We start from the raw sequence: 14,089 nt of genomic DNA, 5'->3' as shown, positions 1-14,089 counted from the left end.
AGCTCCTTGTCTCAGAATAGGATGCCGGACAGGACGACCAGTCCCGCCAGGATGAGGATGGCGCCCAGGGGGCGGATGACGCGGTGGCCGATCTGCGGCAGTTTTTCCAGCACCATGAACAGGGTCGCGGCGCCCATCCACAAAAGGCTCATGGTGCCGCCCACGAAGCCCAGCGCCATCATGCCCCAGCAGCAGGCGGCGCAATAGGCCCCCAGCGTGGCCCCCATGCGCAGGCCGCCGCGCGCGCCGGGACGCCAATGGCCGATGAAGTGGATCGTGGGCGCGTGGCACACGCCGTGGCAGATTTCCTTGGTGCGGGTGAACTGGAACAAGCCGACGGCGAGCAGCAGCGCGCCCGTGAATGTGGCGGACGTGGCCATCCCCAGACCGTCGATCAGGCCCGCGCGCAACAGGGCTGTCTGCACCCCGGCGATCCCCATGGCGAAGACCAGCCACACCGCGAAATAGCCCGCGAGCACCCCCAGCCAGCCGCCGCGCGTCGCGCCCGCCGACAAGATCAGGTCGTCATAGGCACGCAGCGTGGGCACCAGAGTCGGCCCCATCATGGCGGCCATCATCAAGCCCCACATGGCGGCCAGCGCGCCGTAGCTCTCCATGGGCATTCCGTTGGGCGCGATGGAACGGCCGAGCAGGTCCAGTCCCGACATGCGCGCCATGGCGAACATCGCCAGCCAGGCCAGAAGGATCACGCCGAAGAACCCCAGCCACAGGCCAGAGCGCAGAAGTCCCGAAGGCTGGCGTAGGATCATCGGCAGGCCCCTTGCAGTCCCGCCCACCGTTCTTCGGCCAAGGCGTCGCTGTCAAACGCAATCTCGGCAAACGCTGCGCCCCGATGCAACCAATCCCGCGCCCCGCCATTGATCCCGAACAACCCGAGGGCTTTCCATGACCGACATCATCAATATCCTGCTTGTCCTGCTCAGCATCGGCTTCGGCGCCATCGGCTGGCTGGCCCCGCGCTACACGATGGAGGTGCTGGACACCAAGGACCTGGGCTCGACCATGGGCATCAGCGAAGTGCGCGCGGCTTCGGGGGCGCTGTTCGTGGGCCTGGGCGTGGGCGCGTTCCTGCTGGGCACGCCCGCCGCCTACGCCATGATCGCCTTTGCCTGGGGCGGCGGTGCCGTGGGTCGCGCCACGTCGCTGGTGCTGGACGGGGTGACGCGGTCCAAGGTGATCTTCTTCGCGGTCGAAGCGGTGGTCTGCGTCGTCGGACTTTGGGTCAACCTGGCCTGATCGGACCTTGAAAAACGCCGCGTTTCACGCCATATACGGAATGTCTCGCAAGGGACTATGGACATAAACGCGCTCGTAATAAGCGGATCGGACCCGGGGGCGGTACCCGGCGACTCCACCAAACATCCGGTGTTGGCGGATCATGGGGTCGAAATAGGATCGACGGACGTCTAAAGGGGTTGCTTTGTCTCGGTGAGCTACCACCGATATCGGTGCAGAAAAGTACAATTGCCAACAACAATCGTGCTCCGGTTGCTCTGGCTGCGTAAGCAGTTCGAGGAATCGAAATCTAAGTCCTTGCGCCTAGCAGCGTAAGGCGGGGTTCGCAGGCACCTGGCAACAGAAGCCTGCACTTTCCCTTTTCCGAATTCTCCCCGGCGTTAACGGTCCTGCAAGCTGACTGCCGTAGGAGCGGACCGGCTGGATCGGCGGGGACTCCCATGGGATATTCGGATTTACTGAAGGATTTCTACGCCACCATCTGGGTGCGGGGCGAGACCGACCGGATCGGCGACTTCTTCCTGGCGGATTCGGAAGCGGACGGTCTTTTCCCTGACATGGCCATCCGACCCGAGGATTTTCAGGCCATGGTGCTGGCCATGTCGCGCTTGGTCGAAGATATCCACGTGGAGATCCTGAAGACCGTCGAGCAGGACGATTGGCTGTCGGCCCTGGTGCGGGCAAAGTGCCGTGCCCGCGACACGGGTGAGCCCCTGACACTGACCGGCCAGGCGATGCTGCGCTTTCGCGACGGCAAGATCGCCGAAGCGCACAACCAGTTCGATCTTTTCGGATTCTTCACCCAACTCGGCCACTTGCCCGAAGACGCGCTGCTGCGCATTCTGTCCGACGAGACGCTCGACTAGGCGACCGCGACAGATCCCGCCGATCCCGGCCGCCCGCCCCCTTTTCATCGGAGGCGAATCCCTTATGGTTGAGGTGATCCGGGGGACGCGAAGATGACGCGCAGTATCGATTACGGCAATCTTATGCACACCGCCATGCGCGGCCTGATCCGCCGCGTCCTGGAGGACGTGAAAGACAACGGCCTGCCGGGCGATCACCACTTCTTCATCACCTTCGACACGATGCACCCGGACGTGGAAATCGCGGACTGGTTGTCCGACCGCTATCCGGGCGAGATGACCGTGGTCATGCAGCACTGGTTCGACGGGCTCGACGTGACGGAGGAAGGTTTTTCGGTCACGCTGAATTTCGGCGACAGTCCCGAGCCGCTGTACATTCCCTACGACGCGATCCGCACCTTCGTGGATCCATCGGTCGAATTCGGCCTGCGCTTCGAGACCCAGGACAGCGAAGATGACAGCGACGCGCCGCCCGCCCAGATGATCACGCTGGACGACGACGCGCAGCCGGACCCGAAGCCCGACAGCAAGCCCAAGGCCGATGTCGTCAGCCTGGACGCCTTCAGAAAATAGCGCTTGGGTCCGATGCTCGCCCTTGTCTGGCCCGCCGCTCCCGCGTAGCTCTGCGCCACGCCGTCCCGACAGGAGCTTTCGATGACCCAGACCCGAACCGAAACCGACAGCTTCGGCCCGCTCGAAGTGCCCGCCGACAAGTACTGGGGCGCGCAGACGCAGCGTTCGCTGATGAACTTTCCCATCGGCTGGGAGCGCCAGCCGATCGCCATCGTGCGCGCACTGGGCGTCATCAAGCAGGCCTGCGCGGGCGCCAACAAGGAGCGTGGCAAGCTCGACCCCGCCAAGGCCGACGCGATCATCCAGGCGGCGTCGGAAGTGGCGCAAGGCAAGTTGGATGATCACTTTCCGCTGGTGGTCTGGCAGACCGGATCGGGCACCCAGTCCAACATGAACGCCAACGAGGTCATCGCCAACCGCGCGATCGAGATCCTGGGCGGCCGGATCGGCTCGAAGGATCCCGTGCACCCGAACGACCATTGCAACATGGGCCAGTCGTCCAACGACACCTTCCCCACGGCCATGCACATCGCCTGCGCCACGACCGTGCGGGACGTCTTGCTGCCCGGACTCGAGCACCTGCACGCGGCGCTGGAGACCAAGGCGCGCGACTGGGACGGCATCATCAAGATCGGCCGCACGCACACGATGGACGCGACGCCCCTAACGCTGGGCCAGGAGTTTTCCGGCTACGCGCACCAGCTGGCCATGGGGATTGAGCGGGTGAAGGCCACCCTGCCCCGGCTTTATCAGCTGGCCCAAGGCGGCACCGCGGTGGGCACGGGTCTGAACACGCCAAAAGGCTGGGGCGAGGACGTGGCGGCGCGGATGGCCGAGATCACCGGCCTGCCCTTCGTCACGGCGCCCAACAAGTTCGAGGCTCTGGCCGCCCACGATACGCTGGTCGAGCTGTCCGGCGCGCTGAAGACCGTGGCCGCGTCGATCTACAAGATCGCCTGCGACATCCGCTTCCTGGGCTCGGGCCCACGCTGCGGCTTGGGTGAGCTGATGTTGCCCGAGAACGAACCGGGAAGCTCGATCATGCCGGGCAAGGTGAACCCCACCCAGGTCGAGGCGATCACCCAGGTCTGTGCGCATGTGATGGGCAACGACGCCGCCGTGGGCTTCGCGGGCAGCCAGGGCCATTTCGAGCTGAACGTGATGAAGCCGATGATGGCCTATAACGTGCTGCAATCCATGCAGCTTCTGGGCGATGCCTGCATGGCCTTCACCGACAATTGCGTGGCCGGGATCCGCGCCGACGAGGACCGGATCGGCAAGCTGATGCGCGAGTCGCTGATGCTGGTCACAGCACTGGCGCCCGAAATCGGCTACGACAACGCCACCAAGGTCGCCAAGACCGCGCACAAGAACGGCACGACGCTGAAGCAAGAGGCCATCGCCCTGGGCTTCGTGGACGAAGAGACGTTCGAACGGGTCGTGCGTCCCGAGCAGATGATCGGCCCGAAATGAGCGACACGCCCATCAACCTGAACCACGCGCGCAAGGATGCCGAGCGCGCCAAGGCGAAGGCGCAGGCCGACGAGAATGCCGTGAAACACGGGCGCAGCAAGGCCGAGCGCATCGCGCAGGCCGCGCGCTGTGAAAAGGCGCGGCGCATTCTGGACGCACACAAGTTCACCGACGAGACGTGAGCGGACGGCCGCGGAAACATTCGCTGACGCTGAAGGGGCACCGGACATCGGTGTCGCTTGAAGACGCCTTCTGGATGGCCTTCCGCGACATCGCCCGCGACGAGGGGCGTCCGATCAACGACCTGGCCGCCGAGATCGACGCCGGGCGCGAGGTCGGGACGGGCCTTGCCTCGGCGATCCGGGTGTTCGTGCTGCAGCGCATCACGGACAGAAGAAGCTAGCCGCCAGCGCGCTTCGGTGTGCGGCAAGGGCGAAATCAGGTCGCGTCGGACGATCTGCGCTGGAGCTCGAGCCAGATCCCGTTACGCGATCGGACCGTCAATTGCGCCTGCGGCTGCGGGACGCGAGCCTCCACAGGCGCGACGCGCCAGTCGGCCAGGATCGCGGCCAGCAGCACGACCCCTTCGGCCATGGCGAACCCCGCGCCGGTGCAGGCCCGGGGACCCGCGCTGAAGGGGATATAGGCGTCGCGCGCGCAGCTTTTGCCGTTTTCCGTCTGCCAACGGCCCGGGTCGAACGCGTCGGGATCGTCCCAGAGCCGGGACTGGCGATGCAGGTGCCACGGGCTCAGGACGACCAGATCGCCGGTCCGCGCCCAGCGGTCGCGCAATGGCTCGGGCTGCACGGTTTCGCGCACCATCATCGGCACCGGAGGATAGAGGCGCAGCGCCTCGCGGAACACGTCGCGGGTGACGCGCATGCGTGACAGGTTGGCGAAAACCGGGTCGGCCATGAAATCCCGCGCCTCGTCCGCGACGCGATCCTGCCAGTCCGGGTGGCTGGCCAGAAGATAGAGCGTCCAGGCCAGCGCCGACGCGCTGGTTTCGTGCCCCGCCAGGAAGAAGATCGCCACCTGATCCACCATCTCGCCCTGGTCGAAGCGCGCCCCCGTCGCGGGATCGGGCGTGGTCATGATCTTCGTCGCCAGGTCGTCCGGAGCCGCGCCGTCGGCGATGCGCTGCATCCGCGCGTCGACCAGGGCCGCGATCAGCGCGCGGATGCGCTCGGCCGCGGCGCGGGTGCGGCGACGATGGAAGCGCGGCATCCAGGCAGGCAGCCTGACGAAGGCCCCCAGGTTCATCAGCGGCTGTTCGCGCTGGAAGGCGCGGAATTCGTCGAAGACCGCGCGCGCGGTTTCGTGCTCGATGGGGATCGAGAACAGCGTGCGGAAGATCACGTCGGCGGCGGCATGGCTGGTCTCGGGCTCGATATCCCTGCGCCCCGGCGCGAGGCGGGCGCTGGCCGCCCGCGCCGCGTCCAGCATGGCGGGAAAGGTGTCGCGCAGGCGCCCGCCTTCGAAGGCCGGGTCCACGATGCGGCGCTGGCGCTGCCATTCGGCGCCGTTGGTCACGAACATCGAGCGGCCCAGCAGCGGGCGCAGCCCTTCGCTCACGCGGTCGGCCTTGGGGAAATCGGCCGGCCGCTCTTTCAGGACCAGCCGCACCAGGGCCGGGTCGTTGACCAGGAAGGATCGAAAGAAGGGGGTGCGGAACTCGGCCATCCAGGCGCGATAGAGCCGCGCGGGCTGGGCCGACAGGATATCGGCGCGGAAGAGCTTGGCGTAGCGCCACAGCGACACCCGGTCGGGCCGCGCGGGCGGCTTGGGTGGCAGCGTCATGCCGCCATGGAGGTGTGCCGCGACGCCGCGACGTCGATGCGCGATTTCGACGGCGCGCGGCGCCCGAACCGCGCGGCCAGCGTCCTGGGCCCCGCCGTGACGGCGAAATAATCATAGGCGCCGGGGTCGTCCGGCAGGTTGTCGAAGGCGCAAAGATACTGGAAATGCAGCCGGAAGAAGCGCCAGCGCAGGGCTTCGAACGTCTCGGGCTTCAGCGTCTTGGTGAAGGCCGCCGACAGGATCAGCGGCCAGCGCCCGCCCCGCTCGGGTGCGACGCCCGACACGGCCACCGGGTCGCAAAGCGCGAACGCGCAGCCGTCCCCGGGCGCGGTCACATCCACCCAGGCCAGCCGATCGGTCTGCGCCAGCAGGTGCAGATCGGCGCGCAGGCGATCGGCCTTCGGCAGGAAGCTGACCATGGGGATCACCTGGCCGAGCGACAGGAACGACAGCTCGGGCCCGTTGGCAGGCACCTGGCCGTTGCGGATCAGGTCGGCAAGGATCGACACGCCCAGATGCGCGCCGGAAGAATGGCCGACGACCAGGACCTCGTCCACGTCCGTCGCCAACGCAGCGGCGATGGTTTGGCCGAATTCGGACATCCGCGCTTCCAGCTGCGGCGGGTTGGCCCCTTTCGACTGGGCGGAATAGGCGTAGTCGTGCATCAGGTAATAGGCGTATAGCCGGTTGTCGATCCGGCGGAAGAACCTCAACACCCCGACCATCACGAGCGCACCCACCAGGATCTGCAGCGGCGCGTTCACCGGACCAAGGGCAAGGCCCGCCAGCCCAAGGGCGGCGTCCAGCAGCCCCGCCACCGCGACTGCCAGCAAGCGGCCGAGCAGAAGCGCGATCAGCAATTGCGCGAGCAGCATCCCCACCGGGTAAAGCGCCGCGATGACCGGACCCTTACGCAGCCACATCAGCCGCCGCAGCGCGCCCGACGTGATATAGACCCAAGCCGTCCTGACCAGCTGGCCATAGGTCGCCGCGATGCCACCGGACATGGAGCTGCGCACGATGTCGGACCACACCATCACCTCGACGCTGGACAGCGTCGTCTCGCCCTCGATCCGGGCGCCCACGTCCCAACCGGAATGCTTGCCCGGCCGCGGCTTTATCCCGATCTCGTAGCCGCGAAGTGCTGCCTGCGCGCGCCCTTCCTTGCGGTAGAGCTCGCGGTAGCGGCGGGGGTGGATCGGATCGTAGCCCGGCAGGTAGAACACACGGCGGGTTTTGACCTTGCGCGACTCGGACATGGGGGCAGCTCCTTCGAGGGGGAAGGTAGCACCGGATTTTGGCAACAATAAGCCGCCTTAGCGCAGGATTAGCCCAGAAGGGCGAGCCCGGGGAAGGTTTCGAGCAGCCAGAAGGCGAAGTTGGTGAAGGCCCCCGTGATGAGCGCCAGGCCGACCACGACCAGAAGCGCGCCCATGATGCGCTCGATCAGCTTCATGTGCCGTTTCAGCCTGTTCATCACGCCCATCGAACGCTGGATGAAGATGGCGGCCAGCAGGAAGGGGATCCCCAGCCCGGCGGCATAGACCGCCAGCAGGGTCGTGCCGCGGGCGACGTTCGCCTCGGACGCGGCCATGGACAGGATCGCGCCCAGTTGCGGGCCGATGCAGGGGGTCCAGCCGAAGGCGAAGGCGAGGCCCAGGATATAGGCGCCCAGCGACGAGCCGCCGCGGTCGCCCGCGTCCAGACGCGCCTCACGGTCCAGGAGCGGGATGCGGAACAGGCCCAGGAAATGCAGCCCGAACACCACCACGACGACGCCTGAAATACGGGCGAAAGCCGTTTGATATTGCAGGAAAAAGGCACCGAATGCCGAGGCCGTGAAGCCAAGGATCAGGAACACCGTGGACAGGCCCAGCACGAAGAACACGGCCGACACGATGGCGCGGCGCCGGGCGCTGGTCTGGCCCTGCATCTCGGTCACCGATATCCCGCCCATATAGGCCAGGTACGGCGGCACGATGGGCAGCACGCATGGGCTGAGGAACGACAGCAATCCCGCCGTCAGCGCGATCAGCATGGCCGGCAGCAGGCTGGCGTCGATGATGTCGAATCCGTGCATGCCCGCAGACCTAGCCCAGCACGCCGTCCGCGTCACCCGGCATGGCGTCACAAGCGCGTGGACAATCTGAAACGTGGCGGGCAGGTTGCGCGTCATGGATTACGATGACGATCTGGATGCCCGTGGGCTGCTCTGCCCCCTGCCCGTCCTGAAACTGCGCAAGCGGTTGCAGGGCGTCGCGGATGGCGCCGTGTTGCGGGTGCAGGCGGATGATCCCGCGGCGATCGTCGACATCCCGCATTTCTGCAATGAATCCGGGCACGAGTTCCTGGGGCTCAGCGACGCGGACGGGGCGCAGCACTATTTCGTGCGCAAGTCCGGCTAAAGCGCCACGCGCCGCGACCACAGCGCCAGCCCGATCAGCGCCAGCAGGCCCACCAGGGCGTATGCGGTCAGGATCGGCTGCATCTGGTCATGGCTCATCTCGCCCACCCGGCTGCTGGCACCGGCCGCCAGGAACAGGCTGCCCGAGAACAGCGCCCGGCCTGCCATGCTTTGCAGCGACAGGTAGGTGGCACGGGTGCCATCGCGCAGAAGCGGCTGGACGCGCGCCAGGATGAACGGTTTCGACAGCGAATCCGGCACCATCCGCAGAAACAGCAGACCGATGGCCAGCGCATTGGCCGTCAGTGCCAGCACGCCGGTCAACACGATCTGCATGGCGAAGGCCATCAGCAGAAGCCCGGCCAGCCCGAGCGCGCGCTTGACCCGCGGCGCGCCCCATGAGGTGGCCACCGAAAGCGCCATCATCGCGGCCGTAACCAATCCGCTGACCAGCGCCGTGCTTTCGGCGATGCCGATCGTTTCCAGTGCGGAGCGGATGAAGGGCTGGCCGAAGACGAAGGGGATGTGGCTGTAGCCATACATCAGCATCGCCAGGACGAAGAGCCAGGCCAGCACCGGGTGCGACACCGACGCCCGCAGCCCTTCCAGGGTGCCGCCCGCTTCGGTCAGGTCGTGGGGCGGCTCGGTGAAGGCCAGAGCGATACAGGCCGCGCCCGCGAAGGCCAGGGCGGTCAGCCCGAAGGGCAGCGCGAAGGACAAAAGCGCCAGCGCGCCGCCCGCGACCGCCGACAGGGCGAAGGCGCTGAACGAAAACCGCCAAGCGCGCAGTTCTTCGTCCTCGATCCGGTGACCGTCGCCCTTCGCCTTCAGCGATTCGTAGAGAAAGGCGCTGTCCGCGCCCGAGGCCAGCGCCGCCGCCGTGCCCAGGGCCGCCTGCCCCAGGGCGAACCAGGCGAAATCGCCCCCGAAGGCGATGGCCGCGCTGCCCACCGCCCCGCTCAGCGCGGCAAGCAGCAGGGTCGGCTTGCGGCCCAGCCGGTCCGACGCGTAGCCCGACGGCACTTCCAGCGTGAAGGTCGCCACGTCGTAGATCGCGTAGAGGACAATGGCTTCGGCGGCGGAGAGTTCGGATTGGAAATAAAGAAACCAGATCGCCTGCCAGAACAGCAGGCTCTGGCAGAACCGGAACCAGGGATAAAGCGCCACGTTGCGCGCGGCGGCGTCGGGGCTCACGCGGTGCGGCGACGCGCCCGGCGCTCTGGCCGGGCGCGTGCTTCGTTCAGCTTCTCAGGGACCACCAGCCGCGCTTCTTGGTCTTGGGCTTGTCCTCGACCACGGTGTCGCCGTCGTCGGCGTCATCGGTCTGCGCGGGGGGCACGATGGGCGCGTCCTCGGTGATCTGCTCGGCCACCGCGTCCGGGACGGGCTGGGCGACCTCGGGCTTGGCGTCGGACCGCTCGGCGCGGTCTTCGGGGACGGGCGGCGCGACTGGCGCATCCTCGGTGATCTGCGCGGCGACCTTGTCGTCCACGGGCTGATCGACCTGGCCGGTATCTTCCACCGCCGCCGGAGCCTGGGCGCGCTCGGCCACCTCCGCATCGGTTTCGGGCGCGGGCTGGCTTTCGTCGGCCGCGGCTTCGGAGGCGACGGGATCGGCTTTCGGCGCCTCGTCGGTCTTCTTGCGACCGCGCGAACGGGACCGTTTGCGCTTTGACTTGTCATCGCCGTCGGATTTCGGCTCGTCGGACGGCGCATCCTTCTGCGCGCCCGCATCGGACTTTTCGTCGGCCTCGTCCGTCTGCGCTTGTTGCGCGTCATCCTGCTGCGCGTCGTCCTGCTGGGCGTCGTCGCCATTGCCACCGGACTTGCGGCGGCGGCGACGGCGGCGGCGCTTCTTGGGCTTGTCGTCGTCCGATTGCTCGGCCCGTGCGGGGGGCGCTTCCGGCGTCTCGGGGGCCTCGGGCGCTTCGCTTTCATCGACCTCGGCGGGCTCGTCCAGCTCGTCCATCATGGACGCCGACGACACGATCGCCGCGGTCTGCTCGACCTGGCGGGTGATCTGGGTCTTGAACTTCTCGACCTTGTAATCGGGGCTGACCAGCGCGGCGTCGCCCTCGATCCGGACGACCATGCCGTAGCGCGCTTCGATCTGGGCGATGTGGTCGCGCTTGTTGTTCATCAGGTAATTGGCGATCTGCACCGGCGCGGTCACGCAGATTTCGCGGGTGCGCTTGCGCGTGCCCTCTTCTTCCAGCTGCCGCAGGATGGCCAGGGCCACGTTGTCGTCCGAGCGCAGCAGCCCGGTGCCATGGCAATGGGGGCACGGCTGGGTGGTTGCCTCGATCATGCCGGGACGCAGGCGTTGGCGCGACATCTCGAGCAGGCCGAAGCCGCTGATCTTGCCCACCTGGATGCGGGCGCGATCGGTCTTCAGCTTGTCCTTGAAGTGCTTTTCGACGTTCGCGTTGTGCTTGCGGTCTTCCATGTCGATGAAGTCGATCACGATCAGACCCGCCAGGTCGCGCAGACGCAGCTGGCGCGCCACCTCTTCGGCGGCTTCCATGTTGGTCTTGTAGGCCGTTTCCTCGATCGAGCCTTCCTTGGTGGCCCGCCCCGAGTTCACGTCGATGGCCACCAGCGCTTCGGTCACGCCGATCACGATGTAGCCGCCCGACGGCAGCTGCACCGTGGGATTGAACATGCCGCCCAGGTACGATTCGACCTGGTGGCGCGCGAAGAGCGGCATCTGGTCGTGGTAGTTCTTCACGTTCTTGGCGTGGGACGGCATGATCATCTTCATGAAGTCCTTGGCCACGCGGTAGCCTGCCTCGCCTTCGACCAGAACCTCGTCGATCTCGCGGTTGTAGAGGTCGCGGATCGACCGCTTGATCAGGTTGCCTTCCTCGTAGATCGGCGCGGGCGCGATGGATTTCAGCGTCAGCTCGCGGATCTGCTCCCACATGCGCTGCAGGTATTCGTAATCGCGCTTGATCTCGGTTTTGGTGCGCTTGGCGCCAGCGGTGCGGACGATCAGACCCGCGCCCTTCGGCACCTCGATGGAGGTGGCGATTTCCTTCAGCTTCTTGCGATCGGCCGCGTTGGTGATCTTGCGGCTGATGCCGCCGCCGCGTGCCGTGTTGGGCATCAGCACGCAGTAGCGACCGGCCAGCGACAGGTAGGTGGTCAGCGCCGCGCCCTTGTTGCCGCGCTCTTCCTTGACGACCTGGACCAGCAGGATCTGGCGGACTTTGATGACTTCCTGGATCTTGTACTTCTTGGCGCGCGGCTTGCGGCGCGGACGCACCTCGTCGGTGACGTCGTCATCGGCGACAGATTCGATGTTTTCGTCCCGCTCGGACGCGTCGTCGGCGGCGACGTAGGGCGTTTCTTCTTCGTCGCCTTCGGCGGTGTCGATCACGTCCATGCCGGGGATGGTGTCGACCACGGCCATGGTGCGCGCCGCGGCGTCGACCTCGGCTTCGCTTGCGTCGACGTCGTCGGCGGCGTCCGCCACTTCGCTGCTGGTGTCGGGCTCTGCCGTGGCGACGGCATCGTCGGCCTGCGTGTCGGCGGCCTTCGTCCGGCTGCGCGAGCGCGAGCGGCGCTTGGGCCGTTCCTCTTCGCGCGCCTCTTCCTCGGCGTCGGCGGCCTCTTCGGCCAGCAGCGCTTCGCGGTCGGCGATGGGGATCTGGTAGTAATCGGGATGGATTTCCGAGAACGCCAGAAACCCGTGCCGATTGCCGCCATAGTCGATGAACGCCGCCTGCAGCGACGGCTCGACCCGCGTTACTTTCGCGAGGTAGATGTTGCCAGCGAGCTGGCGCTTGTTTTCGGATTCAAAGTCGAACTCTTCGACCTTGTTGCCGTCCACCACCACAACGCGGGTCTCTTCCGCGTGGGTGGCATCGATAAGCATCTTCTTTGCCATGTATCCAATTTCTGCACGCCGGGCGGCCCGTCGCGCCCCAGGGGCGCTGCAGGATCTGCACGGTTGTGTCTGACTGAAGCGACTGCGCGCGCCCGATCAGCCTTGCGGAGGCGCCCGAGGGGCCCCGTCATCGGCAAGTCTGTCGCAGGTGCGCGGTGCATCGCTGTTCCATTTCCGACAATCGGTCGCCCAACCGTCGACTGAGTTCCGGACACGCCAGGCGGCCCACCGGAGGTTTCAAAGGGGCGCGAGGGCCCCGATCTATCTGAAATGACTGCAATTCTGCGTAACACAGACCGGTCATTCAGCGAAATCATTCAGGTTCCACACCCCTTGGGGAAGGGGCAACGAACCTGTCATAATACATAGGCGAGGTCGCCGCCCCTTTACAATGGCAATTCGCGACCAGTTCCCGAGCGGAACGCGCAATCGGCCAAATCCGCGCATCTTCGGATGGACCGGTGCCGCGCGTGGCACCGGGCCGAACCGCGGGTCAGTGGCCCAGGTAGTCCGAGCGGCTCAGCCCGTATTTGGCCATCTTTTCGTTCAGGGTCCGACGTGGCAGGCACAGCTCGTCCATGACCGCCACGATCGAGCCCTTGTGGCGGCGCATGGTGTTGTCGATGAGCATCCGCTCGAAGGCTTCCACGTATTCCTTCAGCGGCTTGCCTTCGGTGGTCATGCCCGGCTCGTCCGCGTCCTCGTCTGCCATCAGAAGCGAGCTGATCTTGCCCGACCCGCGGCGGTTCTGCATTACCGCGCGTTCGGCCACGTTGATGAGCTGGCGCACATTGCCCGGCCACGGCGCCTGCAACAGCTGCGCGGCCTCCTGCGCGCTGACCTCGGGGGCGGCGCAGCCATATTCGTCCGCCGCCTGCTCGGAAAACCGCGCGAAGAGCGACAGGATATCCTCGCCCCGCAGGCGCAGGGGGGGCAGCATGATCTTCATGGCCGCCAGCCGGTAATAGAGATCGGGACGCAGCACGTCTTCGACCGTGCGGCCCTGTTCACTGAGGTTCGAGATCGCCACCAGGCGCGTCTCGGCCGGGGTCCCTTGCTCGTTGATCCAGGTCAGCAGCCGCGCCTGGAGTGATATGGGCAGCGCGTCGATATCCTCGAGCACCAGCGTGCCGCCCCGCGCCTGCTCCAGCAGCGGCACGTTCTCGCCGCCCGAGCCGAACAGCCGGTCGGCCAGAACGTCTTCGTCCTGGCCCGCGCAGGAAAACAGCACGAACTTGCGGCCTGCCTTGGCGCCCACCGCGTGCAGCGCGTGGGCGACCAGCGTCTTGCCGGTGCCGGTTTCGCCGTCGATCAGAACATGACCGTCGGCCTGGCCCAGATCCAGGATATCCTCGCGCAGCCGCTCCATCACCGGAGACGAGCCGATCAGCTTCTTCATGATCCCGGTGCCGTCGCTGAGCTCGCGGCGCAGGGCGCGGTTGTCCAGCGTCAGCCGCCGCTTGCCCGCCGCGCGCTTGGCAAGCTCGGTCATCCGCTCGGGATTGAAGGGTTTTTCCAGGAAATCGAAGGCGCCGACGCGCATCGCCTCGACCGCCATGGGCACGTCGCCGTGGCCGGTGATCATGATGACCGGCAGCGCGCTGTCCACGGCCATCAGCCGCTTCAGGAACGCCATCCCGTCCATGCCCGGCATCTTGATGTCGCTGACCACCACGCCGGGATAGTCGCTGCCCAGCGCCTTCAGCGCGTCCTCGGCGCTGCCGTAGGTTTCGGTGTCGAAGCCCGACAACGCCAGCCACTGGCTGATGGATTGCCGCATGTCCTGTTCGTCGTCAACGATCGCGATCTTCATGGAGGCCGCCATGG

Annotated in this window: 14 protein-coding genes and 1 other RNA gene; 8 read left to right on the top strand and 7 right to left on the bottom strand. The window is 66.6% G+C overall.

Translation table 11 applies throughout. From position 1 onward, the window contains the following. Window positions 1-11: 11 nt before the first annotated feature. A complete protein-coding gene (locus ILP92_RS14685; protein ID WP_198917165.1) occupies window positions 12-770 on the bottom strand; it encodes a DUF2182 domain-containing protein in 759 nt (252 codons plus the stop codon). 136 nt (window positions 771-906) lie between these two features. On the opposite strand from ILP92_RS14685, the gene ILP92_RS14680 reads away from it, so the two are divergent. From ILP92_RS14680 to ILP92_RS14650, 7 genes are all read left to right on the top strand, one after another. After that, window positions 907-1,257 carry a DUF4345 family protein gene (locus ILP92_RS14680; RefSeq protein WP_198917164.1) on the top strand — a complete coding sequence of 117 codons (351 nt, stop codon included), beginning with the start codon at window positions 907-909 and terminating at the stop codon, window positions 1,255-1,257. Between the two features lie 3 nt (window positions 1,258-1,260). Further along, window positions 1,261-1,611: a transfer-messenger RNA gene (ssrA, locus tag ILP92_RS14675) on the top strand. Between the two features lie 86 nt (window positions 1,612-1,697). Then, window positions 1,698-2,123: an ester cyclase gene (locus ILP92_RS14670; protein ID WP_198917163.1), complete on the top strand. Its 426-nt coding sequence runs from the start codon at window positions 1,698-1,700 to the stop codon at window positions 2,121-2,123. A 93-nt stretch (window positions 2,124-2,216) separates the two neighbouring features. Continuing rightward, window positions 2,217-2,696 (top strand): SspB family protein, encoded by a 480-nt coding sequence (locus ILP92_RS14665; RefSeq protein ID WP_198917162.1) that lies wholly within the window; start codon window positions 2,217-2,219, stop codon window positions 2,694-2,696. 81 nt (window positions 2,697-2,777) lie between these two features. Beyond that, window positions 2,778-4,169 (top strand): class II fumarate hydratase, encoded by a 1,392-nt coding sequence (gene fumC / locus ILP92_RS14660; RefSeq protein ID WP_198917161.1) that lies wholly within the window; start codon window positions 2,778-2,780, stop codon window positions 4,167-4,169. Beyond that, window positions 4,166-4,351 carry a DUF4169 family protein gene (locus ILP92_RS14655; protein ID WP_198917160.1) on the top strand — a complete coding sequence of 62 codons (186 nt, stop codon included), beginning with the start codon at window positions 4,166-4,168 and terminating at the stop codon, window positions 4,349-4,351. Before fumC ends, ILP92_RS14655 begins: the two co-directional genes overlap by 4 nt. Further along, a complete protein-coding gene (locus ILP92_RS14650; protein ID WP_198917159.1) occupies window positions 4,348-4,572 on the top strand; it encodes a ribbon-helix-helix domain-containing protein in 225 nt (74 codons plus the stop codon). Before ILP92_RS14655 ends, ILP92_RS14650 begins: the two co-directional genes overlap by 4 nt. Before the next feature lie 35 nt (window positions 4,573-4,607). Here ILP92_RS14650 and ILP92_RS14645 read toward each other — a convergent pair whose 3' ends face one another. From ILP92_RS14645 to ILP92_RS14635, 3 genes are all read right to left on the bottom strand, one after another. Beyond that, a complete protein-coding gene (locus ILP92_RS14645) occupies window positions 4,608-5,969 on the bottom strand; it encodes a cytochrome P450 (protein WP_198917158.1) in 1,362 nt (453 codons plus the stop codon). Beyond that, on the bottom strand, window positions 5,966-7,228 hold the full coding sequence (locus ILP92_RS14640; RefSeq protein WP_198917157.1) for a hypothetical protein: 1,263 nt from the start codon (window positions 7,226-7,228) through the stop codon (window positions 5,966-5,968). Before ILP92_RS14640 ends, ILP92_RS14645 begins: the two co-directional genes overlap by 4 nt. A gap of 68 nt (window positions 7,229-7,296) precedes the next feature. Then, window positions 7,297-8,049, bottom strand: coding sequence for a cytochrome c biogenesis CcdA family protein (locus ILP92_RS14635; RefSeq protein ID WP_198917156.1), 753 nt, complete (start codon window positions 8,047-8,049; stop codon window positions 7,297-7,299). A gap of 94 nt (window positions 8,050-8,143) precedes the next feature. Here ILP92_RS14635 and ILP92_RS14630 point away from each other — a divergent pair, with 94 nt between their 5' ends. Beyond that, window positions 8,144-8,374: a sulfurtransferase TusA family protein gene (locus ILP92_RS14630; protein WP_198917155.1), complete on the top strand. Its 231-nt coding sequence runs from the start codon at window positions 8,144-8,146 to the stop codon at window positions 8,372-8,374. Here the strand turns inward: ILP92_RS14630 and ILP92_RS14625 are convergent. The 3 genes from ILP92_RS14625 to ILP92_RS14615 form a co-directional block, all read right to left on the bottom strand. Continuing rightward, on the bottom strand, window positions 8,371-9,567 hold the full coding sequence (locus tag ILP92_RS14625) for an MFS transporter (RefSeq protein ID WP_198917154.1): 1,197 nt from the start codon (window positions 9,565-9,567) through the stop codon (window positions 8,371-8,373). The two genes, ILP92_RS14630 and ILP92_RS14625, sit on opposite strands and share 4 nt — an antisense overlap. A gap of 46 nt (window positions 9,568-9,613) precedes the next feature. Beyond that, window positions 9,614-12,262: a ribonuclease E/G gene (locus tag ILP92_RS14620; RefSeq protein WP_198917153.1), complete on the bottom strand. Its 2,649-nt coding sequence runs from the start codon at window positions 12,260-12,262 to the stop codon at window positions 9,614-9,616. 493 nt (window positions 12,263-12,755) lie between these two features. Further along, a complete protein-coding gene (locus tag ILP92_RS14615; protein WP_198917152.1) occupies window positions 12,756-14,087 on the bottom strand; it encodes a sigma-54-dependent transcriptional regulator in 1,332 nt (443 codons plus the stop codon). Between the last annotated feature and the right edge of the window lie 2 nt (window positions 14,088-14,089).

Origin of the sequence: Palleronia pontilimi (genome assembly GCF_016412875.1) — a bacterium.
Lineage (GTDB): Bacteria > Pseudomonadota > Alphaproteobacteria > Rhodobacterales > Rhodobacteraceae > Palleronia > Palleronia pontilimi.
The sequence above is the reverse complement of the archived record's forward strand: the minus strand, read 5'-3'. Positions and strand labels throughout refer to the sequence as shown.